Origin of the sequence: Streptomyces zagrosensis, from assembly GCF_014203645.1 — a bacterium.
GTDB classification, from domain to species: domain Bacteria; phylum Actinomycetota; class Actinomycetes; order Streptomycetales; family Streptomycetaceae; genus Streptomyces; species Streptomyces zagrosensis.
The window spans coordinates 775,738-798,332 of record NZ_JACHJL010000001.1; the positions used below are offsets into that span (position 1 = coordinate 775,738).

Annotated in this window: 21 protein-coding genes; 7 read left to right on the forward strand and 14 right to left on the reverse strand. The window is 71.0% G+C overall.

Annotated features, from left to right (window positions below; all coding sequences use genetic code 11):
* Positions 1-77: 77 nt before the first annotated feature.
* Entirely contained in the window at positions 78-1,142 is a 1,065-nt protein-coding gene (locus FHS42_RS03260) for an MsnO8 family LLM class oxidoreductase (RefSeq protein WP_312866683.1), read from the forward strand.
* Positions 1,143-1,324: 182 nt separating this feature from the next.
* On the opposite strand, the gene FHS42_RS03265 is transcribed toward FHS42_RS03260, so the two are convergent.
* A complete protein-coding gene (locus FHS42_RS03265) occupies positions 1,325-1,504 on the reverse strand; it encodes a hypothetical protein (protein ID WP_184568921.1) in 180 nt (59 codons plus the stop codon).
* 249 nt (positions 1,505-1,753) lie between these two features.
* On the reverse strand, positions 1,754-2,968 hold the full coding sequence (locus FHS42_RS03270; protein WP_184569080.1) for a TerD family protein: 1,215 nt from the start codon (positions 2,966-2,968) through the stop codon (positions 1,754-1,756).
* Between the two features lie 428 nt (positions 2,969-3,396).
* On the opposite strand from FHS42_RS03270, the gene FHS42_RS03275 reads away from it, so the two are divergent.
* Entirely contained in the window at positions 3,397-3,825 is a 429-nt protein-coding gene (locus FHS42_RS03275; RefSeq protein ID WP_184568922.1) for a pyridoxamine 5'-phosphate oxidase family protein, read from the forward strand.
* Here FHS42_RS03275 and FHS42_RS03280 read toward each other — a convergent pair.
* Positions 3,767-4,822, reverse strand: a complete 1,056-nt coding sequence (locus tag FHS42_RS03280) for a DMT family transporter (protein ID WP_246494116.1) — start codon at positions 4,820-4,822, stop codon at positions 3,767-3,769. The genes FHS42_RS03275 and FHS42_RS03280 overlap by 59 nt on opposite strands.
* Positions 4,823-5,096: 274 nt before the next feature.
* On the opposite strand from FHS42_RS03280, the gene FHS42_RS03285 reads away from it, so the two are divergent.
* Entirely contained in the window at positions 5,097-5,753 is a 657-nt protein-coding gene (locus FHS42_RS03285) for a TetR/AcrR family transcriptional regulator (RefSeq protein WP_184568923.1), read from the forward strand.
* A gap of 99 nt (positions 5,754-5,852) precedes the next feature.
* Here FHS42_RS03285 and FHS42_RS03290 read toward each other — a convergent pair whose 3' ends face one another.
* From FHS42_RS03290 to FHS42_RS03300, 3 genes are all read right to left on the reverse strand, one after another.
* Positions 5,853-6,497 (reverse strand): response regulator transcription factor, encoded by a 645-nt coding sequence (locus tag FHS42_RS03290; RefSeq protein ID WP_376772513.1) that lies wholly within the window; start codon positions 6,495-6,497, stop codon positions 5,853-5,855.
* Positions 6,498-6,625: 128 nt separating this feature from the next.
* Positions 6,626-8,005: a sensor histidine kinase gene (locus FHS42_RS03295; protein WP_184569082.1), complete on the reverse strand. Its 1,380-nt coding sequence runs from the start codon at positions 8,003-8,005 to the stop codon at positions 6,626-6,628.
* A 95-nt stretch (positions 8,006-8,100) separates the two neighbouring features.
* The gene (locus FHS42_RS03300) at positions 8,101-9,474 is read right to left on the reverse strand and encodes a hypothetical protein (RefSeq protein WP_246494117.1); all 1,374 of its coding nucleotides are present in this window, start codon (positions 9,472-9,474) and stop codon (positions 8,101-8,103) included.
* 227 nt (positions 9,475-9,701) lie between these two features.
* Between FHS42_RS03300 and FHS42_RS03305 the strand changes: the two genes are divergently transcribed.
* Positions 9,702-10,763 (forward strand): aminotransferase class V-fold PLP-dependent enzyme, encoded by a 1,062-nt coding sequence (locus FHS42_RS03305; RefSeq protein WP_184568925.1) that lies wholly within the window; start codon positions 9,702-9,704, stop codon positions 10,761-10,763.
* Positions 10,764-10,891: 128 nt separating this feature from the next.
* Here the strand turns inward: FHS42_RS03305 and thpD are convergent, their stop codons facing one another.
* The 4 genes from thpD to ectA all read right to left on the reverse strand — a co-directional run bounded on the left by thpD (position 10,892) and on the right by ectA (position 14,293).
* Positions 10,892-11,803 carry an ectoine hydroxylase gene (thpD, locus tag FHS42_RS03310; protein WP_184568926.1) on the reverse strand — a complete coding sequence of 304 codons (912 nt, stop codon included), beginning with the start codon at positions 11,801-11,803 and terminating at the stop codon, positions 10,892-10,894.
* 91 nt (positions 11,804-11,894) lie between these two features.
* Positions 11,895-12,299 carry an ectoine synthase gene (locus FHS42_RS03315; protein ID WP_184568927.1) on the reverse strand — a complete coding sequence of 135 codons (405 nt, stop codon included), beginning with the start codon at positions 12,297-12,299 and terminating at the stop codon, positions 11,895-11,897.
* An 82-nt stretch (positions 12,300-12,381) separates the two neighbouring features.
* Positions 12,382-13,650, reverse strand: a complete 1,269-nt coding sequence (gene ectB, locus FHS42_RS03320) for a diaminobutyrate--2-oxoglutarate transaminase (RefSeq protein WP_184568928.1) — start codon at positions 13,648-13,650, stop codon at positions 12,382-12,384.
* A gap of 79 nt (positions 13,651-13,729) precedes the next feature.
* A complete protein-coding gene (gene ectA / locus FHS42_RS03325; RefSeq protein WP_184568929.1) occupies positions 13,730-14,293 on the reverse strand; it encodes a diaminobutyrate acetyltransferase in 564 nt (187 codons plus the stop codon).
* Between the two features lie 451 nt (positions 14,294-14,744).
* Here ectA and FHS42_RS03330 point away from each other — a divergent pair, with 451 nt between their 5' ends.
* On the forward strand, positions 14,745-15,845 hold the full coding sequence (locus tag FHS42_RS03330; RefSeq protein WP_184568930.1) for an amidohydrolase family protein: 1,101 nt from the start codon (positions 14,745-14,747) through the stop codon (positions 15,843-15,845).
* 255 nt (positions 15,846-16,100) lie between these two features.
* Positions 16,101-17,135, forward strand: coding sequence for an SCO1860 family LAETG-anchored protein (locus FHS42_RS03335; RefSeq protein WP_312866685.1), 1,035 nt, complete (start codon positions 16,101-16,103; stop codon positions 17,133-17,135).
* A 138-nt stretch (positions 17,136-17,273) separates the two neighbouring features.
* Here the strand turns inward: FHS42_RS03335 and cobC are convergent, their stop codons facing one another.
* Both cobC and FHS42_RS03345 read right to left on the reverse strand, forming a co-directional pair.
* Positions 17,274-18,434: an Rv2231c family histidinol phosphate aminotransferase CobC gene (gene cobC, locus FHS42_RS03340; protein ID WP_184568931.1), complete on the reverse strand. Its 1,161-nt coding sequence runs from the start codon at positions 18,432-18,434 to the stop codon at positions 17,274-17,276.
* Between the two features lie 179 nt (positions 18,435-18,613).
* A complete protein-coding gene (locus FHS42_RS03345) occupies positions 18,614-19,087 on the reverse strand; it encodes a cobalamin biosynthesis protein (protein WP_184568932.1) in 474 nt (157 codons plus the stop codon).
* A gap of 178 nt (positions 19,088-19,265) precedes the next feature.
* Between FHS42_RS03345 and FHS42_RS03350 the strand changes: the two genes are divergently transcribed.
* Positions 19,266-20,069, forward strand: coding sequence for a ZIP family metal transporter (locus FHS42_RS03350; RefSeq protein ID WP_184568933.1), 804 nt, complete (start codon positions 19,266-19,268; stop codon positions 20,067-20,069).
* A gap of 125 nt (positions 20,070-20,194) precedes the next feature.
* On the opposite strand, the gene FHS42_RS03355 is transcribed toward FHS42_RS03350, so the two are convergent.
* The gene (locus FHS42_RS03355; RefSeq protein WP_312866687.1) at positions 20,195-21,943 is read right to left on the reverse strand and encodes a cobyrinic acid a,c-diamide synthase CobB; all 1,749 of its coding nucleotides are present in this window, start codon (positions 21,941-21,943) and stop codon (positions 20,195-20,197) included.
* On the reverse strand, positions 21,937-22,533 hold the full coding sequence (gene cobO / locus FHS42_RS03360) for a cob(I)yrinic acid a,c-diamide adenosyltransferase (RefSeq protein ID WP_184568934.1): 597 nt from the start codon (positions 22,531-22,533) through the stop codon (positions 21,937-21,939). Before cobO ends, FHS42_RS03355 begins: the two co-directional genes overlap by 7 nt.
* Positions 22,534-22,595: the final 62 nt, after the last annotated feature.

The following is a 22,595-nucleotide window of genomic DNA, read 5'->3' on the forward strand; positions in this document are numbered from 1 at the left end:
GCGATGGCGGGGGCGTGGGGGTGGGGGGCCGGGAATCGTGGCCGCCGTAGAACGTTGACAGAAGAGTGACCTCACGTGTGACGACCACCCCCTTCTCCGTACTCGACCGATCCCGCACCCGGCAGGGCCGGGAACAGGGCGAGGCGCTGCGCGACACCGTTGCCTTCGCTCGCTATGCCGAGGAGCTCGGCTACCACCGGTTCTGGGTTTCCGAGCATCACAGCGTGCCCGGCGTCGCGGGTTCGGCGCCCACCGTCCTTGCCGCCGCCGTCGCCGCGGCGACCAGCCGCATCCGCGTGGGCACCGGTGGTGTGATGCTGCCCAATCACCAGCCGTTGGTGGTCGCCGAGCAGTTCGGGGTGCTCGCCGCGCTCTACCCGGACCGGATCGATATGGGGCTCGGCCGGTCGGTCGGATTCACCGATGGCATCCGGCGGGCGCTGGGCCGGGACAAGGACGCGGCCGAGGACTTCGGCGCCCAGGTCGCGGAGCTGCTCGGCTACTTCACCGGCGAGCAGCTGGCCCACCCCGAGGTCCATGCCCGGCCCGCTGAGGGGCTAAGGGTGCCGGCGTTTGTGCTGGCCACGGGGGCGGGCGCGCTGATAGCCGCCGAGGCAGGGCTGCCGCTGGTGATCGCTGCGGTGGTCGGCGAGGAACGCATGCTGGAGGCCATCGACCGCTATCGGGCTGCCTTCCGTCCCTCGAGGCAGGCCGTTAGCCCGTACGTCGTGGTGGCCGGCACCGTCGCGGTCGCCGACACGACCGAGCAGGCCAGCGCGCTGCTGATGCCCGAGGCGTGGTCGAGCGCGTACTCCCGTACCCACGGCGTTTTCCCGCCCCTGCTGCCAGCCGAAGAGATCGCTGCGCTGGCGATGACCGACCGCGAACGCGCGCTGTACGAGCAGTCGATGCGCGGCCATATTCACGGCACTGCGGATGAGGTCACCTCGGCACTGGATGCGCTCATCGCGCGCAGCGGCGCCGATGAGGTGTTGGTGACCACGAGCAGCTACGACCGTGAGGGGATGCTCGACTCCTACCGGCGGCTCGCTCACATCGTCCACCCGTCCTCGACGATGCAGGGGCGGCGGACCAATTCGCCTCAGCCACTCGGCTCGGGGCCGCTGGCCGCAGCGCACTAAGCAGTTGGTAACCGGGCGGCGGCGGTGCCGGTGCGGATGACCGGCGGGTCGCGCGGCGTGCTCCGCGGCATGCGGCCGAGTGCGTGGCGGATCAAGTCGCCTCAGCCGCTCGGCCGGGGCACGCGGCCGGGGCATGCGGCCGACTGCGCGGCCGGGGCATGCGGCGCTGAGGTGTGGGCGCGTCAGGCCGCCGTGACGACCTCGTCCCGTATGGCCTGCCGCCATGCCGCGCGCAGCTTGTCCAACTCCCGCAGCTCCGCGGGCGACCACGACCGCCTGCCCGCCACGTACGCACGGATCGCGTCATTGGCGAGGGCGGCGGGCGAACGAGGTCCGGGGGTCGGAGAGTTGGTGGGAACCATACGAAACACCTTAGAGCCAGGAACTGACAATGGGTGCACACCGGGCGTCGCGGAAACCCCTACCAAGTGAGCTGCTTACGCTCTTTCAGGGGCTGCCGGGCGGTGGAGTTTGAGTGCCCCGCCCCGCTTTTGCCCCACCACCGGGCCATCGGCGCGCTGGGGTGGTGTCTGCTGCTAGGGCACGGCACGGCACGGCCCCCGCCGCGGACTGGGATGTCGAGGCGGGGGCGGCAGCGCGGGCCCGGGGTGTCAGAGTGCAGCGCCGCCAGGCTTGACCATGCCGCGAACAGTGCGGGAGTCTACGTAGTCACCCAGCGCGGTCATCTCCCACTCGCCGGAGAACTGGCGGATCAGCTTCGCCATCAGCACGCCCGTGCGCGACTCGGCGTGGGTGAGGTCGAAGCGGACCAGTTCCTCGCCGCTCCCGGCGTCGATCAGCCGGCAGTACGCCTTGGCGACGTCGGTGAACTTCTGGCCGGTGAAGGAGTTGACCGTGAAGACCAGCCCGGTCACCTCCGGCGGCAGCCCGCCCAGGTGCACCGTAATGACCTCGTCGTCGCCGCCACCCTCACCGGTGAGGTTGTCACCGGAGTGCTGGATCACACCGTTCAGGATGGACAGCTTGCCGAAGAAGCAGGCGTCGATCTTCTTGCGGTTGGAGCCGTACGCGATGACGGACGCGTCCAGGTCGATGTCCTTGCCACGGAACGCGGGCTCCCAGCCGAGGCCCATCTTTACCGAGCTCAGCAGCGGCTTGCCGCCCTTGACCAGCGAAACCGTCTGGTGCTTTTGCAGGTTCACCCGGCCCTTGTCCAGGTTGATCTTCCCGCCGCTCGCCGGGGGCGGCGGGGGCGCGGCGGCGGCCATGGCGGGCGCGGGCGGCGGCGCGTGCACCGGAGGCGCGGGCGGGGCCTGAGGTGCGGCGGGGGTGGGAGCCGGGGGTGCGGCGGGCTGCGGCGTGGGGGCGGCGGGCTCCTCCACGCTGACGCCGAAGTCGGTGGCGATGCCCGACAGGCCGTTCGCGTATCCCTGGCCGACCGCGCGGACCTTCCAGACGCCCGCCCGCCGGTACACCTCGACCACGACGAGTGCCGTCTCGGCGCCGAGCTGGGGCGGCGTGAAGCTCGCGATGACCGAACCGTCGTCGGCGCCGCGCACGGTGGCCGTCGGCTCGGTGCCGGCGAAGGTCGCACCCGGTGCGTCCAGGCTGGCCGTCACCACGATCTTCTCGATGTCGGCGGGCACGGCGGCGGTGTCCACGGTGATGGAGTCGCCCACGCCACCCGCCGCGGCGCGGTGGCTCACGCCGGGCCCGTTGGGCTGGTTGTAGAAGACGAAGTCGTCGTCGGAGCGCACCTTGCCGTTGGCGGTGAGCAGCAGGCCCGACACGTCGAGCCGCACCGGAGCGGTGACGTCCACCGTCACGCGCGGGACGGAGATAGGGAGATTCGAGCCGGGAGTCATAGCGGTCATGCTCCAGATAACGACCGGGCTCGCTTTGCGGTTCCTTGACCAGCGGCCTTGGCCGGGACATGCCGACTTGCCCCGGTCAAGGGCCTGTGCCCCCTGCTCGTCGGGAGCTCGTCGGGAGCTTGTCGGGGACCCGACGCGAGTTCGGCGGACACCCGGCAGGGGTCTTGGGCGGCGTGTCTTGGACGGCGTGTGTCGTGTATGTCGTACGTGCCGGGGGTTGCTGACGGGGCGCTGAGTGGCCGAATCTCGCCGCTGGCGGCCGGTGCGGGAAATAGCGCTCCGGCCGCGCGTGCTGGTGCCGATGGCCGCAGTGGCCAGCGGGACACCGGGTCACCGGGTGCGCCACCAGCAGCACCAGCGCCCTGGCCGCCGTGCACAGTGCCCCGCCCGTGGATGCAAGGAGAAAGGTATGGAACCGCATGCCCCTATCCATCGAAGAGCGTCAGAGCTTCCTCGCCGAGCCGCATGTCGCGGCCCTCGCCGTCACCGCTGAAGAGGGGAGGGCCCCGGTGACCGTGCCGGTCTGGTACATGTACGAGCCCGGCGGGGACGTGCTGGTGATGACCGAGCGGGGGTCCCGCAAGGCGGGACTGATCACGGCGGCGGGCCGGTTCTCGCTTCTGGTGCAGCGGACGTCCCCCACGCTCCGGTACGTCAGCGTCGAGGGGCCGGTGGCGTCCATTGAGCCTGCCACGGAGGAGGAACACCGTGTGCTGGCGGCCCGCTATCTGCCGGCCGATGGGGTTGCCGACTACCTGACCCAGGCGGTGGCCAACGCGACGGACCTGGTCAACTTCCGGCTGCGCACCGAGCGTTGGTTGTCCGCCGACCTCGGGTTGCAGGGGTAGCCGGAGTTGCAGATGTAGGTGGAGACGTGGGCGTGGGCGTCGGCGAGGTGGTTGCGGCCGTGGTCGGTGTCGGTTCGGGAGTGCGCGGGATGGCTTCGGTGCCGTGCCCGGCGGGGGCGCTCGTGCCCAGGGTCGCCGCGGCCACGCCTGCCACGCATATCACCATGCCCACAAGGGCTGTCGCACCGAGCCCGTCGCCGAACATCGCATAGGCCCAGACCGCCGTTGTCGGTGGGGTGAGGTAGATGAGCGCGCTGGTACGGGTGACGCCGTTGCGGCGCAGGCTCAGCCAGTAGAAGCCGTAGCCGCCAACGGTGGAGAGCACCACCACCCAACCGACCGCCACCCAGAAGGAGCCCGCGGTGGGCGCGGCGGCATGCCCGGCCGCTCCGGCAACGGCGGTGAACAGCAAGGCGCTCGTCATGCAGTGCACCGGTAGCGCGTCGGCGGTGGCGAGCGGCACCGTGACTCGGCGTTCGAGGAAGCTCGCGGCCAACAGCGCCACCATGCCGGTGAACGGCAGCACGTAGGCCCAGGCTGGGGCGGTCGCGCCGGACAGGTCGTCCCGTACGACCAGCGCCACCCCGGCCAGCCCGACGCCAAGCCCCACCCACTGGCGCCTGCCGACCCGCTCGCCGAGGAGCGGTCCGGCCAGGGCGCCAGCGGCGAGTGGCTGAAGGGCGGCGATGAGCGCTGACGTGCCCGATGGCACGCCGAGGCCCACGGCCCAGACGATGGGGCCGACGTAGCAGCCTTGCGAGAGGATGCCGATCACGGATTGTTCGACCACTGCACGCACGGGAAGTCGCCTGCGTCGCAGCAGCAGCCACCCGCCGCCGAGCAGCGCGGCAGCGGCGATAAACCGCCACATCAGTAGGGTGTCCGCGGTCGCGTCCCGGGTTCCCAACTCGGCCCCGATGAAGCCGGAACTCCACATCACCACCAGGCCAGTGGCCAGTCCTGCCGAGCCGATGGTGCTGGACATGGGCGTAGGCATGGAACGACGTCTCCCTCGATCCACGGGCACGCCACTGAGCGCGCCCGATGCGTACGAGTAGACCGATCGGTTTACTCGATATTCCCACTAGACTAGACAGATCGGTTTACCGTCAAGCTGTATGGGGCCCACTCGGGAGGACGGGCCCGGTGTGCGGACCTCCAGCGGGGAGCTGCCGGGGGTAAGAAGCCGAGGCGGGAGGCCGGCGACGGCCCGTTCGCGCGGTGGAGTGGTCGGTGCCGTGAAATTGGCTGAGCGTGGGAGGCGAGCGAGGATGAGTTCCGAGGTCACAGGGGCGCCGCCGACGGGCGATGCGCTCACGCCGGGTGCGCGGCGGGTGCTCGACGCGGCGGCCGAACTGTTTTACGGGCGCGGCATCAACGCGGTCGGTGTAGACCTCATCGCCAAGCAGGCCGGGGTCACCAAGAAGACCCTCTACGACCGCTTCGGTTCGAAAGAGGCACTGGTCGCCGCCTATCTGCGGGAGCGTGATGAGCGCTGGCGCCGCTGGCTCACGGCGCGGGTCAACGAGGCGGCGGAAGCTGCGGACCTGGCCGAGGTCGGCGCCCCTGAGCAGGAAGCGGCGCGTGCCGCCGTGCGGGTGCTGGCGACGTTCGATGCGCTGGAGCGGTGGATGCGCCGTGAGAACCCGCGCGGCTGCGGCTTCGTCAACGCCGCAGCCGAGCTGCCCGATGCCGCGCACCCCGGGCGGCAGGTGATTGCCGACCAGAAGCGGTGGCTACGCGGCTATCTGCGGGAGCTGTGCCACGCGGCGTCGGCGAGCGACCCGGACACGCTCGCGGACGAACTGGTCCTGCTCCACGAGGGCGCCATGGTGCTTAGCGGGCTGGCCATCGTGGACGCCCCGGTGCGCCTAGCGCGCGACGTCGCGGTACGAGCGCTGGCGCAGCGCGGTGTTGTGGGGACGTAGGCCGCACGGGAGCGCGCCGCGCTGGGCGCTGGATCGGGGGCCGCTGGGTTGGGGTCGCCGTCTGGTGCGCGGCTGTCTCGGGTTCCGCGCCGGCCTCGCCTAGCCCGAGCGCACGAAGCCCGACTCGTACGCCGCTATGACCGCCTGCGTCCGGTCCCGTACCCCGAGCTTGGCGAGCACGGCGGCCACATGCGTTTTCACCGTTGCCGCGCCGACGCCGATTCGGTCCGCGATCTCCATGTTGGACAGTCCCACCGTCATCAGCCGCAACACCTCCGCCTCGCGCCCGGACAGCCGGCGCCGCAGGGCCCGGGCGGCGTCCCGTTCGGACGAAGCGCCCGCGTGTTGGGCGGCGAGCGCGCGGACGGCTGCGGGGAACAACAGGGTGTCGCTGGCGGCGACCAGCCGCACCGCACGGATCAGGTCGTCCGCGCCGGACCGCTTAAGGAGAAAGCCGCTGGCGCCCACCCGTAGCGCGTCGTACACGTAACTGTCGTTTTCGAACGTCGTAACGACGATGATGCGGGGCGGGGACGGCATGGTGCGCAGGATCTGTTCGGTGGCGCGGATGCCGTCGATCTCAGGCATCCGGACGTCCATCAGCACGATGTCGGGGCGCAGTTCCCGTACCAGCGGCACCACCTCGGCCCCCGAGCGTGCCTCGCCGACGACGCTCATACCGGGCTCGCTGTCCACGATGGCGCGCAGGGCGGTGCGCACCAGATGTTCATCGTCGGCGAGCACGATCCGCAGCGTGGCCGCCGCTCCAGGGACGGGGCCGGGGGAGGAATCAGCAACAGGGCCCGCAGTGGGCTCAGCAACAGGGCCCGCAACAGGATCGGGTACGGGCGCTGCCAATTCGCCGCCGTGCATCACACACCTCCGAGGGGGAGCCGCGCCATCAGTTGCCACACACCGTCGTGGACGCCTGCGCTGCTGCTGCCGTGCAGCAGCGCCGCGCGTTCCGCGATGCCGCGCAGGCCGCGGCCCCCGCCCGACGCTGCGCGGCGTACGCCGGTGACCGGATTCTCCAGCTGGATCGCCACCTCGCTCTCGCTGACCGTCACGCACAGCCGTACCGGTACGTCCCCGGCATGCCGCAATGCGTTGCTGAGCCCCTCCTGCACGATCCGGTACGCCTCGCGGGACACCACGGGCGGCAGGAGGTCAATGGGGCCTGCCGTGCTGAGCGCGACCGTTCCGCCGGCTGCCCGGGTGCGGTCGAGCAAACCGGTCAGATCGGCGAGCGTGGGAGTGCTGAGAGCGAGTAGTGGGCGCGGGGCAAAGCCGTGGCGTGCAGCCCCGGGTGGCGACAGCGGGGCGGCTGCGGGCAAGGCAGGCGCTTTCGCCGTGTCGGACACCAGCTTTCTGCCGACCGCCTCGGGAGCTCCCGTCGCCTCCACCGGCTCCGTCGCCTCCACCGGCCCCCAACGGCTCGTGCCCCGCGCCGTGCCTGCGGTCGCCGCCGCGGCGCCCTCGGTAGCCGGCACAGGTTCACCGTCCTCACGCAACAGACCCAGTACGCCGTCGAGTTCGCTGACCGCATCGCGCGTGGTGTCCTCGATGGCGGCCAGGGCCCTGCGGGCGAACTCCGGGTCGCAGTCGAGCACCCGGCGCGCCGCACTCGCCTGCAACGTCACCGCGCTCAGGGCATGCCCGACCGAGTCATGCAACTCCCTGGCAAGCCGGTTGCGCACGGCGAGCTCGGTCGCCCGCCGCCTGGCGGCGGCGAGTTGGTCGCCTGGCGTGGCGCCGAGCAACACAGGTGCGCAGCGCGCCAGCACCGAGCCCGCCGCCGCGATCACCCCGATGAGCCCGGCGAGCAACAGCAACCCGGCCAGGGGCGCGAAGGCAACGCCGCCGTCCCGCAGTCGAGCCACCCAGCTGATGTCGTCCGCCTCGTGTGGAGGCTCCATGGGCTGCGTAAGGAGCAGCAGCGCGGCCGGGGTAAGGGCCAGCGTCAGCGCGCTGACCAGGCCGCCCACCGCCAGATGGAGTGCGTACCAAAGGCTGGTGCGGCTGCGCGCGTCCCAGGAGTCGGCGGGGCGTTCGGCGAGCCGCTCACCCGGCACATCGCACAGCCAGCGGACGGCGCTGGCCTCCAGGGTGCGGACCAGGGGCACGAGACCGGTGACGGCTGCCACCGGCACCGCAAGCACGAAGACGGCGAGCTGCCAGGCCAGCGAGATGAAGGGGTTGACGTTGCGCGAGATCACCATCACCAGCACGGCGCACAGCAGGTAGTACGGCATGAGCAGTGCGCCGCCGAGGACCAGATGCACCCACCGCAGCCGCGCCCGCCGCCCGAGCCCCGCACGCAGCACCCGCCGCACACCCGAACCGCCGCCTAGCACGGACCGCGCCGCGCACCCGGCACCGGCCACCGCCCTGCCCGCAGCTTCGACTTCTCCCTCGACTCGGGCCTCGGCTCGCCCGTCATCCCCAGCGCTCGCCTCGCCGCGGGCCCCGAAGGAGCCGCCCCGGCGCCGCGCTCGGCGAGGAAGTAGGCGCAGGCCATGGCGATGAGCGTCCCCGTGATCACCTGCACAGCGTAGGTGAGGGACATCAGGGCGGTCATCCGCTCGTCGCTCCCCTCCTCGCTCAGCGACGCGAGCAGCAGCCAACCACCCCAGCAGGCCACCGAGGCCGAGCCCACCCCGCTGAGCGCGAGCGGTACCCACAGCCGTACGGCCGAGCCAGGGCGGAAGGCAATCAGCAGCACCCCAGCCACTGCGCTGACCAGGAGCAGCGGATAGATGGTCTCCAAGATGGTGAAGTCGAGGTCGCGCTCGTAGGCCCGCCCGGGGCTTAACCCAGCGTTTGACCCGGTCGCCCACAGCACGTGCACACACAGGGGAAACAGGGCCAGCACGGTCGCGGCCACGGTGACGATGCGCAGCGCGGGCCGGGTGGGGCTGGGCGGCAGGTCGGCCAGCCGGCCGTGCCACAGGTGGCCCCAGCGGTCGCGGGCGTACAGGACGAACAGCGTGCCGAGCGTGAGCCCTTGCACGATGAAGCCGCCGTAGACGACGCCGAACACCCAATCGGCCAGGAACGCGCTGTCGTCACTGCCACCACCCGCAGGGCCCGAGTCGTGCCCGCCGCTCAGCGCCGCGCCGGCCAACTGGGCGGGAAAACCGATCATGATCGGCGTCAGAAGTCCCACGGCGCACCACATCGGCACCACAAGAAGCCAGGCCGGGGCTCTCGTGCCCCAGGGGCGAGTGAGGAGCAAGGCGATGCCGATGACGGCCGAATCCAGCACTACGGACAGGCCGTTGACGAGCCGTAGCGTCGTGCGGTGGTCGGGGTCGAGCAGCGTACTGCCATCCGGGATGCCGAGTTGGCTGCCGCAGATCCAGGCGATCTTGAGCGCCAGGTAGGGCACGCAGGCCAGGACGGCGACTGCCACCAAACCCTGCCGGGCCCGTGCCAGTGGCGGTAGGGCGGAAGCCGCGCCGCGGACGGGGGCCGCGTTTCGGAGCGGCGCCGCGTCGTCCGGGTCGAGGTGCGGCGGGGTGGTGGAAGGCGCAAGCGACGGGGCGCGCGGCGTGGGCGTAGCCGTAGGGGCAGTACCGGTCAGTGGCACGCCGTCCGCCGACCGTACGTCCGCGGTGGCCGTGGGCGGAGTGGTCGATGGGGCAGTGGTCGATGGGGCAGTGGCGCGTGCTGCGGTGCGGGCGCTGGGGCGCTGGCCGCGCGGGGCGGGTGGCTGCGACATGACACCAGGCTTCCGGGCGCGCTACCGCGTACGCATCGCCCACGGTGCCGAGGCCCCTCCACCGTACGGCGGAGCAGGCATCCTCCTCCAGGCCCCGCAGCCGCCACCGGCTCTGTGCGGTGACGAGCGGTGACGAGCGGTGGCCAGCGGTGGCCAGCGGCGATCGGCGTCGGGGAGGTGGTGAGGCGGCATGGACGCGCCAGGCATACGCCCCGCATAGTGAGGGAATGGAGAGCCTGGCACTGGATCAGACGGTACGCGAGCAGTTCGCGACGGAGACCACCTACCTCAACACCGCTTCCACCGGCGTGCTGCCTCGCGCCGCCGCGGATGCCGTTCGCGACGCCGTCGCCGAGTTCTGTGCCGGGCGGCCCTATCTTCGCGAGGGTTTCGGGGCGGTTCAGGAGGCTAGGGAAACGTTTGCCCGGCTGGTTGGTGTGGGTACCGAGCGGGTGGCGGCCGGGGCGTCGGTTGCGGTGTACGCCGGCCTGCTGGCAACCTCACTGCCGCCGGGCGCCGAGGTGGTCGTCGCGGACAACGACTTCAGCTCACTGGTCAACCCGTTCGCCATGCGGAGCGATCTCAAGCTGCGCAGTGTTCCGCTGACCGAGGTGGCCGACGCGGTGCGGCCGGGTACCGACCTGGTCGCCGTGAGCGCCGTACAGTCCGCGGATGGCCGCATCGCCGACCTCGCCGCGATCAGGGACGCCGCCCGCACCCATGGGGCTCGTACGCTCATCGACGCCAGCCAAGCCACCGGCTGGCTGCCGTTGCGCGCCGACGACTACGACTTTTTGGTGACGGTGGGCTACAAGTGGCTGATGACGCCCCGCGGCGCGGCGTTCCTGGTCACGCCCGAGGACCATTCCAGCGTCACGCCGGTGTTCGCCGGTTGGGTCGCGGGCGAGGAGCCATATGACTCCTGCTACGGAACGGTCGCCCAACTCGCGCACTCCGCGCGACGCTTCGACGAGAGCCCCGCCCTGCTCGCGTACAACGCGGCCCGGCACTCGCTCGCGCTGATCGAGCGGCTCGGCCCGGAGCGCATCGGCGCGCACAACACCGCGCTGGCCGACCGCTTCCGCGCCGGGCTCGCCGCACTGGGCCACGAGCCGATTGCGGCCCCCGGGTCGGCGATCGTCGCGGTACCGGGGCTCGGCCACCGCGCGGAACGGCTGGGCGATGCCGATGTGATCCTGTCCAACCGCGCGGGAAACCTGCGTGCGGCGTTCCATCTGTACAACACGGAGGCGGACGTGGACCGGGCGCTGTCCGTCCTCGCGAATTGACGGCGACGAGGAACAGCGCCGCAGGGTGGCGCTGGCTGAAAGAGCCGCGGGGCGGCGCTGGCCGCTGGCCACCACCGCCCCGCTGGACGCGTCATCCCCGCCGGTCAGCCGGTCGGGGGTGCGACGAGCTACCGCACCGGTACGAAGGGTGGGCGCGCGCCGATGAAGTCGGGGCGCGGCACCGGAGCGGCGAAGGGCTCTACCGCCTGGTTTTCCATGCTGTTGAAGACGATGAAGACGTTGCTGCGTGGGTACGGGGTGATGTTGTCCCCGCTGCCGTGCATGCAGTTGCAGTCGAACCAGGTCGCGGACCCCGCCCGGCCGGTGAACAGGCGGATGCCGTGCGCGTCGGCGAGCTTGGTCAGCGCCTCGTCCGATGGCGTGCCGGCGTCCTGCATCTGGAGGGACTTCTTGTAGTTGTCCTTCGGCGTCGCACCCGCGCAGCCGAGGAACGTGTGATGCGACCCGGGCATGATCATCAGCCCGCCGTTGGTGGCGTAGTTCTCGGTCAGCGCGATCGAGACGGACACCGTCCGCATGTTCGGCAGCCCGTCCTCGGCGTGCCAGGTCTCGAAGTCGGAGTGCCAGTAGAAGCCGGAGGCGCCAAAGCCCGGCTTGACGTTGATGCGGCTTTGGTGGACGTAGACCTCCGAACCCAAAATCTGCTGTGCCCGCCCCACCACCCGCGGGTCGCTGACCAGCTTGGCGAACGCCTCGCTGAGCTTGTGCACCTCGAACACCGACCGCACGTCCTGTGACGTGGGCTCGATGATCGAGCGCTCATCGGCCCTGATCACGGGGTCGGTGATGAGCCGGTCAAGCTCCGCACGGTAGACGTCCACCTCGTCCGGCGTGATGAGTTGATCCACCGTGAGGAAACCGTTCCGTTCGAAGCCGCTCAGCTCCGCGTCGTCGATGGGGCCTTTCGCCCGCTCGCCATCCGGCATCGCCCACACCACCGGGTCCTGCCGCGGGGTGGACACCTCGGTGGCCCCACGGGTCGGGTACAGGTCGGCGGTGCGCTCGGGTGCGGTGGTCATGGTGTTGCCTTCCTCTCCTCTCGTACGGTCCGTACGTGGCGGGCCGCATCACCGGCAGGTGACCGGCGGGCGGCCGGGTGCCGCCCGCCCATCAGGCGTCCGCGGGCTCCGTGAGCAGCGGGTACACGCCGTTCTCGTCGTGGTCCTCGCGGCCCGTAACCGGCGGGTTGAATACGCATACGCAGCGAAAGTCGGTCTTCGGTCGCATGGTGTGCTTCTCGTGGCCGTCCAGCAGGTACATCGTGCCGGGCGTGATCCAGTGCTTCTCGCCGGTCTCTTCGTTGGTGAGCTCGGCCTCCCCCTCGACGCACAGCACGGCCTCGATGTGGTTGGCGTACCACATCGATGTCTCCGTACCGGCGTAAAGGATGGTCTCGTGCAGGGAGAAGCCGACGCGCTCCTTGGCGAGCACGATGCGCTTGCTCTCCCAGGTGCCCGACGCGGCCTTGACGTGCCGGTCGGTACCCTCGATGTCCTTGAACGAACGGACGATCACGGTGAGTTGGTGCCTTTCTCTGTCGCGCCCGGTCTGGGCGCGTGGGTCCCCCGCGGTGGTCGTCCGCGGGGCTGGTAGGAAGTTAGGCGGTCTCGCGGACGGCGCGGGCCAGGGTGCGCAGACCCTCGTCGAGCTCATCGGGGGTGATCGTCAGCGCGGGCAGCAGCTTGACGACTTCACTTTCCGGGCCCGAGGTCTCGATCAGCAGGCCGAGTTCGAAGGCGCGGCGGGCGATGGCCGTTGCCCGCGTCTTGTCGGTGAACTCCAAGCCCCAGACCAGGCCGCGGCCTCGGTACTCGGCGCCGAGTCGGGCGTGCTCATCGCAGATGGCGCGCAGTCCCTGCTCGACCTGCTCGCCGCGGGCCAGCGTCTGCTTTTCCATCATGCCGTCGGCCCAGTAGGTCTCCAGCGCGGCGGCGGCGGTGACGAACGCGGGGTTGTTGCCGCGGAAGGTGCCGTTGTGCTCGCCCGGCTCCCACACATCGAGCTCCGGCTTGAACAGGGTCAGGGCCATCGGCAGCCCGTAGCCGCTGATGGACTTCGAAACGGTGACGATGTCGGGGACGAAGCCCGCCTCTTCGAAGGAGAAGAAGGCGCCGGTGCGTCCACAACCCATCTGGATGTCGTCCACGATCAGCAGCATGTCGCGGCGCTTGCACAGGGCGGCCAGTTCGCGCAGCCACTCGGCGCGGGCGACGTTGATGCCGCCCTCGCCCTGCACCGTCTCCACGATCACGGCGGCGGGCTGGTTGAGCCCGGAGCCCTGGTCCTGAAGGAGACGTTCGAACCACAAAAAGTCGGGCACTCGGCCGTCGAGGTAGTTGTCGAACGGCATAGGGGTGCCGTGCACGAGCGGGATGCCCGCACCGGCGCGCTTGAACGCGTTGCCCGTGACGGCGAGCGAGCCAAGCGACATGCCATGGAAGGCGTTGGTGAAGGAGACGATCGACTCGCGGCCCTTGACCTTACGCGCCAGTTTCAGCGCGGACTCCACGGCGTTGGTGCCTGTCGGGCCCGGGAACATGACCTTGTACGGCAGGTCTCGCGGACGCAGAATCGTGTTCTGGAACGACTCCAGGAAGGCGCGCTTGGCGGTGGTGCTCATGTCGAGACCGTGCGTAACGCCGTCGCGCTCGATGTAGTCGATGAGCGCGCGTTTGAGGACCGGGTTGTTGTGCCCGTAGTTGAGCGACCCGGCTCCCGCGAAGAAGTCGAGGTAGGTGTGGCCGTCCTCGTCGTACATGCGGCTGCCCTGGGCGCGGTCGAAGACGGTGGGCCAGCTTCGGCAGTAGCTGCGCACCTCCGACTCCAGGGTCTCGAAGACGCTTAGATCCGGCTGGGTGATGGTCACAGCATTCTCCTGGGAGATGAGTGGCGAGGGGTGGCGGGAGGGGGGAGTGGTTCGGTGGGGCGAGTGGGCCGAGCCGTGGTCAGCGGCCATCGGCTGGTGGTGTGAGCGGTCCAATGCGGTACAGCACTTCGGGTTCGTGCGTACCGTCAGGGAACATCTGCCCGTCGAACAGCACCTCACGCTCCACCGCGGCCCCGTGTCGCTCAGCGAACGAGGTGAACAGCCGGTTGGATGCGGCGTTGTCCGGCGTGATGGTGGTCTCCATGCGGCGCACGCCGCTGTCAGCCGTGACGCGCGCGGTCAGTCCATCGAGCAGTGCTCCCGCGAGCCCCCGGCCGCGGCACGCGTCATCGACGGCTACCTGCCAGACGACGAGGGTCTGCGGGCGCTCGGGGCGGATGTACCCGGTGATGAAGCCGACTGGCGCGCCGTCTTCGGCGCGCGCCACCACGGACGTGGCGGCGAAGTCGCGGCACCACAGGAGGTAGCTATACGAGGAGTTCAGGTCCAGTGCCTTCGAGTCGCGGGCGATGCGCCAGATCGCGGCTCCGTCCTCGACTCGTGGCGTGTCGAGCTTCAGTCCCTTCGGTATTTCCAGGAATTCGCTGTGGGCACGTGCAAGGTCTGCTTGTGCGGCGGTCATGCAAATTGAATTTACCTAGCTGAATCGGAAATTGCATCGCGAGGAGGGGTTACGTGAAGTGGGGATCGTATGGTATCGCGCGGGGTCGCGGGGGCGCGCGACGGTCCGTCGAAACATGCCGGTTTAGCCGGTATTTACGGGGCGAAACGGGCGGAGTGTTGGGTTGGTCACAGGTCTATAACGGCCTTGAGCTGGTTCGTAATTACCTGCTCAGCACTAGCGAAATCTTTGCGTTTAAGCTCCGGTAAAGCGGGCAGGAGAATATGGGATGCTGAGCTAAATAAGTATCTTCCAACCCCGAGGAAATCATTAGCATAAGCGTGTTGTGTATGCGTCAGTTGGCGTTCGCCGACGTTCTGGAAGGCTTGTGCGGCGTTCTGCAAGGCTCATGTCGCGGGCGTGAGTCGCGGGTGGGATAGAGCCCGTCTAGGCTGGCTCGTAGAGTTCGTTCATGAGCGATAGCGCGGTGCTGCACATCAAGGGGCGGGTACTGGCCGGGCCGACCGCCGATGAGGATGTCCACGACGAGCTGTGGGTGATCGACGGGCGGATCACCTTCGACCGCCCCGCCGGCGCCCGTGATGTGCGGGTCGTGACGGGTTGGGCCTTGCCTGGCCTGGTTGACGCGCATTGCCATGTGGGCCTGGACGCCCACGGCCCTGTTGACCACTCGACCAGCGAGATGCAGGCCGTGACCGAGCGTGACGCCGGCGTGCTGCTGTTGCGTGACGCGGGCTCGCCGTCCGACACCCGCTGGATAGACCACCGTGACGACCTCCCTCGCATCATCCGCGCGGGCCGGCATATCGCCCGCACCCGTCGCTACATCCGCAATTACGCACACGAGATCGAACCTGATGACCTGGTCGCCTACGTGGCCAAGGAGGCGCGGCGCGGCGACGGCTGGGTGAAGCTCGTCGGTGACTGGCTCGACCGGGAGAGCGGCGATCTGTCGGCGTGTTGGCCGCGCGGCGAGGTGGCGGCGGCCATCGCCGAGGCGCATCGGCTCGGCGCCCGGGTCACGGCGCACTGCTTCGCCGAGGAGACCCTGGCCCCGCTGGTGGAAGCGGGCATCGACTGCATCGAGCACGCCACCGGGCTGACCGAGGACACCATCCCGCTGTTCGCCGAGCGCGGTGTGGCCATCGTTCCCACCCTCATCAACATCGCGACCTTCCCGCAGCTCGCTGCGGGAGGCGAGGCCAAGTTCCCGCACTGGGCCGCGCATATGCGACGCCTCCACGAGCGCCGCTACGACACCGTGCGTGCCGCCTACGACGCGGGCGTGCCCATCTACGCGGGCACCGACGCCGGCGGATCGCTGGCCCACGGGCTGATCGGCCAAGAAGTGGCCGAACTGATGAAGGCGGGCATCCCCGTCACCGATGCGCTGTCCGCCGCCACATGGGGCGCGCGCACCTGGCTGGGCCGCCCCGGCATGACCGAGGGTGCCCCCGCGGACCTCGTGGTCTACGACAGTGACCCGCGCGAGGACATCAGGGTGCTGTCCGCGCCCCGTCGCGTGGTGCTGCGCGGCCGGGTCATCGGCTGACCCGCTGACGAGGCGGGAGCTGGATGGGGCCGCAGACGGGTGAGGGCGCGGGGATCTGGGAGTGGCTGGGTGGGGATCGCCGCGACCAGGGAATCGAAAAGAAGGACGGTCGTCACCCGATGTAGTGAACTCACGTCAGGTAGGCGCCTGTTCACCCTTCGTGCGTAAATATGGCCGGGCCGAGGTCGTCGGCACGCACGATGTTTCCCATCGGCGTGAGCTGGCGACTCCAGATCTCCTGTGGGGGTTCCACACGTGTCCCGTTCCATCGACTCCTTCTTAGGCATGCCCGTACGCCGCGCCGCTGCCCTGACGGCCTGCTCCACGCTCCTGTTCGGCGCGGCGAGCGCCCCCGCGTACGGCACCGGCACCACCGGCGAATCCGCGGGCACGGGTGCCGAAAGCGGCACGTCGAGCGCCGTTGTGTTGCGTACCGGGCTTGACGTCGCCCTGCTCGACAAGTCGCTCCATGTGCCGCTCAACGTCACCGTCAACGAGGTGCGGGCACCCGCGAGTGCGGACAAGACCGCGCTCACCGTCCTGTTGGACGGTGTGAACAACGGCAAGCCGGTCAACGTCCTACGCGCCGATGTCGCCACCGCCCGCGCGACTGTCAGCAAGCGCGAGACGGCGGGTTACGCACACCTCGCCCGTGCCCGCGTCCATGTCCCCGGCCTTGCGACGCTGCCGCTGGTCGAGGTCGAAGGGGTGACCTCCAAGGCGGTGTGCGCGGTCGGCGCCAAGCCGGTCGCCACCTCCAACCCGCTGGGCAGCGTGACCGTGCTCGGCAAGCGCGTCACGCTCAGCAGCAGCGGCACCACCAACGTCAGCGTGCCCGGCGTCGGTGAGGTGGCCCTGCACCTGGGCAAGACCTCCACGACCTCCAAGACGGCCGCCGCTGCCGCCCTGGACCTGCGCGTCTCGATCAATCCACTGAAGCTCAACGTGGCCGACGTCACCGGCCGCGTCACGCTGGCCGAGGCGACCTGCGCGACGCCCACCAAGCAGCGGGGGGAGCACCCGGCTACCCCACCGGCGACCCCACCGGCCTCTGCGCCGCCCACCAAGGCGGTGCCCAAGCCGGTGACCACGCCGGTGACGGAGCCGGGCCCTAAGACCGACCCCAAGCCCGCAACCGCGCCCCGCGCCGAGCGCGAGCAAGAACTCGCCGAGACCGGCGGCAGCTCCACCACGCCCTACCTGGCGGGCGGCGCCGCGGTCCTTCTCGCGGCCGGCGGCGGCGCCCTCATCCTGGCGCGCCGCAGGCAGGCGGCCCGACGACGCGGCTGAGCCCGGCAGGGGCCGTGCCGGGGCGGCAGGGGAGCGTACGAGCGCGGGGGCGCGGGTGAGGCGGCGGGTGGTCGTCGGTCGTCGTCGGTGGTTGTGGGCGGTTGTCGGTGGTTGTCGGCGGGTGTCGGTGGTTGTCGGTTAGCCGGCCGTTACGGCCGGTAGGGCGCGCGCCAGTGCTGCCACGAAGCGGTCCGTCGTCGCCCGGTCCCGCACGGCCAGCCGCAGCCACTCCTGGCCAAGGCCGGGGAACGTATCCCCGCGCCGTACGGCGAAGCCGAGGTCCCGCAGCCGCTCGCGTACCGTGTCGGCGCCCGGCAGCCGGATCAGGACGAAGGGCCCGGCGGCCGGTTCGCACACCCGTAGGGCGTCGAACGCGGTAAGCCGCTCGATGAGGTGTGCCCGGTCGGCGGCGATGCGATGCGCGGCGTGGGCGGCCTCCGCGCGGGCCATCGGCGCGCTGCACGCCTGCGCGGCGGCCAGCGCGGGCGAAGACACCGGCCACAGCGGCTGGGCTCGCTCCAGTACGCCAATGACGTCGGGGTCGGCCAGGACGTAGCCGATGCGCAGCCCCGCCAGGCCCCAGGTCTTGGTGAGGCTGCGCAGGACCACGAGCCCCGGTACGTCGGTGCGCGCGGCCAGCGATTCGCTCTCGCCCGGTACCGCGTCCATGAACGCTTCGTCCACGACGAGCATGCGCCCGGGGCGCGCGAGACGCGCCAGCGCGTCGGCGCCATGGAGTATAGAGGTCGGGTTGGTGGGGTTGCCGATCACGACCAGGTCGGCGTCCTCGGGAATGACACCGGGCCGGAGCCGGAAGCCGTCGCCCGACCGCAAGAGCACCCGTTCCACCGGTCGCCCGGCGTCGAGCAACGCCGCCTCGGGCTCCGTGAACTGCGGATGCACCACCACGGGGCGGCGGCCCGGCAGCGCCCGGGCGATCAGGACGAACGCCTCGGCCGCCCCCGCCGTGAGCAGCACCCGCTCCGGCGGCAGGCCGTGCCGTTCGGCCACCGCGTGCCGGGCAGCCGTGCCGTCGGGGTAGGCCGCCAGCGTGTCCAGCGATGCGGCGATGCGGGCCTTGAGCCAGTTCGGCGGCGTGTCGGCCCGCACATTGACCGCGAGATCGGTGAGCCCGGCCGCGGGGCCACGCACCTCGGCGTCCCCGTGATGCCGCAAATCGTGGGCCGGGGCCGGGGTTGGCTCCTGGGCTGGGAGCGGGGCGGCGGCCGAGCCCGTGGGCGGTGGGGGCGTGGGCGGAGCGTGCGGCGTGGCCGCGGTGCGGTCAGTGGGCGGCGTCATGATCACCCCGCCACCGTGCCGGAACGCCGGTTCCCTCGCCCTCGCCCGGGGCGCCGTGGCCTGCGGTAGGCGGCACTGGCGGGCTCATCACACGATCTCCTTGGTGCTGGTGCTGGTGCTGGTGCTGGGGGTCGTACGCGTACGCGTGGCGTGCGTGTTTGTCATGGTCACGGTCATGGTCACTGGGGCCCATCGGGAAGGGAGTCGCTCAGCGGGCCGCTGCCGGGCCCGGGCAGTGCCAGGGCACAGGTCGCGGCCGGCGGGCCGCATGCGGGGGCGGACTTGCGCTTTTCCACGACCAACCACGCGCCGGGCCCCGCCGCCAACAACGCAGCCGCCTCCGCCACGCTCGGCGTGCCGACCGCGGCGAGCGCGGCACGGGTCGGATTGGGCACCGCCACCGCGGCGAGGGCGGCGGCCGGGTAGACGCGTAGCGGCACCTCGAACTGTTCGGCGGCCTTCCGTAGCGCGGGCTCGTCGGCCTTGACGTCAACGGTGGCCAGGGAGGCGACGTTGGCGGGTGCCAGGTTCGCCTCGGCCAGGCAGGCCGCGATGAGCCCGAGCACCTCGTTGACGGGGGCGTCCCGGCTGGCCCCCACACCGACGAAGACCGGCGCCGGGAGGTTTTCGGCGGTGGGTCGCTCACTGGTCATGGAATCGCCCGGAAGCCCCGCGTACGCTGCGTGTCCACAGTGGCGCGCTGGAGATAGCTGCCCGGTGCGTGCGATGGGCCTGGAACTCGTACCGGGCGCACCGAGTGGCCCGCGGATCCCCCGCGGCGTGGAGCACAGTGGCCCGCCGGCGAGCGGTGCGTAGGAGAGGAGCGAGCCCGTGCCGGTGGTGATCGCGCTGGGTGCGATGGTGATGACGCTGCTCGGCGGCTGGACCGCGCACCGTGTCACCGACCGCAGGCATCTGATCCTGGGCCTCGCGGGCGGTCTGATGCTCGGCGTCGTGGGGCTCGACCTGCTGCCGGAGGCGCTGGAGGTGGCCGGGCAGGAGGTGTACGGCGTGCCCACCGCCCTGCTGTGCTTCGTCGCCGGCTTTCTGCTCGCCCACGCGGTGGAGCGGCTGCTCGCCGAACGGGTCGCAGCTCACCACGTCGTACGCCGGGTTCCCGAGGCGGAGCGCGGCACCAAGCCAGGCGCCACCGGCGAGGCCACCACGCAGGACACGGCGAGCGCCATGCCAGGGAGGGCGCCGCAGGTGGGGCTCACCGCAGCAGCGGCGATGGTGGGGCACAGTGCCATGGACGGCGTCGCGCTGGGCCTCGCCGCCCAGATCAGCGGGGACATGACGTTGGCCGTGGCGGTCGCCGTCATCGCCCATGACTTCGCGGACGGCTTCAACACGTACACGCTCACCAGCCTGTACGGGAACGCGCGGCGCAAAGCCGTGCTGATGTTGGGCGCCGACGCCATCGCCCCGGTGGTGGGCGCCGCCTCCACCTTGCTGTTCACCGTGCCGGACCAGGTACTCGGCATCTATTTGGGCCTGTTCAGCGGCGTCTTGCTCTACCTCGCAGCCGCTGACATCCTGCCCGAGGCGCACCACGACCACCCGGCGCTGAGCACGCTGGGCTGCACCGTGGCCGGGGTCGGCTTCGTATGGCTCGTGGTCGGCGCGGCCGGCTGACGCGCCGCCGCAGGCCCTTCGCGGTCCGCCCGCTGCCCTTGGCCCGGTGGCCCGCGCGGGCCCCGTCGCAAGGCCGCACACCGGCGGGTGCGAGCGAGGGCGCCCCAGCCTGGGCAGCACTGCGTTCACGGCGTGTAGTTCCCCACGAAGGATGCCGCCGCGAAGGACGCCGCTACGAAGGACGCCGCCAGGGTGGGCGTCGCTGTCCAGTGCAGATGCAGATACGAGGCGTGGACCCCACCGTGGACGAAGCCCTCAACTTGCCGACTGGGCCGTACGATCCCCCACGCGGGCAGCGCGACCGGCACTGCCGACCCGCTGAGCTGCGCTGCCGCGCCACGTGGCTCCGTCGTCGCGCGGCGTGGCCGCGTCAGCGTGCGCCCTGGCCGCGTCGCCAGGTGGCCTGGCGTCGCGTCGGCGTCGCCGGTTGGCGTTGCCGGGGCGGTGGGCCCCGCTCCCGCCGTGGCGCGCACCGGGTCCGTACCAGCTCCCGCGCCGGCGCTCGGTGTGATGACCGTGCGGTGGAACTCATGCCCCCGCACCCGGGCGCCGACCGGCAGGAGCGGGCTGGCGGACAGGGCCACCGCCTCCCGGTAGCCGAGCGTCAGCCGCCCCGACATCCGGGCCTCGGCCGGTAGAACGCCGCACATGGGCAGCGGCGTGCCCACCTCGCCATCGGCCGTTGGGTCGAGCGAGCGGGCCAGATACAGCAGCCCGGCGCACTCGGCGGCGATCGACGCGCCCGATGCGGCGAGTGCGGCGACGGCGGCGCGCAGCGGCTCGTTGGCCGACAACTCGGCCGCGTACATCTCGGGAAAGCCACCGCCGATGACCAACCCGCTGGTGCCGTCCGGCAGCTGCTCATCGCGCAGCGGATCGAAGGTGACGACGTCCGCGCCCGCCGCCGTCAGCAGCTCGGCGTGTTCGGCGTACGAGAAGGTGAACGCCGAGCCGCCCGCGATGGCGACCACGGGCCGCGCCCCGCGCCCCGTGCCCAACAGCCCCGTGCCCCGCCCCGTACTCAGCAGCCCGGCCGGCGCCGTGCCGTGTGACCCGAACGGGGCCGCTTCAACCGTCCCGGGCTGTGCCGTATCGCCGCGTGCGGCCTCCTCGCGCGCCGCCCCGTGCAGGCTCTCCGCCGGGTCCCACGCGGCCCCCGGCAGCGGGGGAGCCGAGCGGGCCAGTTCCAGCAGCCCCGCCAGATCGCAGCCCGCGCGCACCCGCTCGGCCAGCGCGGCAACTGACTCCACCGCCTCCGCACGGCGCTCGGCCACCGGAATCAGCCCCAGATGGCGGCTCGGGGTGTGCACGGCGCCCACCCGGCGCAGCGCCCCGTACACCGGAACGCCAGACTCCGCGAGCGCGTCGCGCAGCAACTCCTCGTGTCGGTCCGAGCCGACCTTGTTGAGGATCACCCCGGCGACCCGGACCGCCGGGTCGAAGGACGCGAAGCCGTGCACAAGGGCCGCCACCGAGCGGGACTGCGACGAGGCGTCCACCACGAGCACCACCGGCGCCCGCAGCACCTTGGCGACCTGCGCCGTCGAGGCCAACTCGCCCTGGCCGGCAGCCCCGTCGTACAGGCCCATCACGCCCTCGACCACGGCGAGGTCCGCCCCCCGCGCGCCGTGCGCGAACAGTGCGGGCAGCAACTCCTGGCCGCAGAGATACGCGTCCAGGTTGCGGCCGGGGCGGCCGGTGGCGAGCGCATGGTAGCCGGGGTCGATGTAGTCGGGGCCGACCTTGTGCGGTGAGACGGCCAGGCCGCGCGCCGCGTAGGCCGCCATCAAACCGGTCGCCACGGTCGTCTTTCCGCTGCCGGACGCCGGCGCGGCGATGACCAGGCGGGGAACGGTAATTGTGCTGGCTACCACTCGATGCCCCGCTGGCCCTTCTGCCCGGTGTCCATCGGGTGCTTGACCTTGGACATGTCCGTGACCAGATCGGCGAAGTCCATGAGCTGCTGCGGCGCGTTGCGACCGGTGATCACCACATGCTGATTGCCGGGCCGGTCCCGCAGGACCGCGACCACCTCGTCGGCGTCCACCCAGCCCCAGTGCATCGGATACGTGAACTCGTCCAGCACGTACAACTGGTACGTCTCTGCGGCCAAGTCGCGCTTGACCTGCTCCCAGCCCTCGCGCGCCGCCTCCTCGCTGGAGGCGATGTCGCGCTGCACCCACGACCAGCCCTCGCCCATCTTGTGCCAGGCGACCGTTCCGCCCTCGCCGGAGTCGCCCAGCACTCGTAGGGCTCGCTCCTCACCGACCTTCCACTTCGCCGACTTGACGAATTGGAACACCCCGACCGGCCAACTCTGGTTCCAGGCCCGCAGCGCGAGCCCGAACGCGGCCGTGGACTTGCCCTTGCCCACGCCCGTGTGAACGAAGACCAACGGCCGATTGCGGCGCTGGCGCGTAGTCAGCCCATCATCGGGCACCATGGACGGCTTTCCCTGTGGCATTACGCGGCCCTCTCGGTGTGGTGAGTGCTGCCGGTCTTGTTGGTGCTGGCGGTACTGGCGGT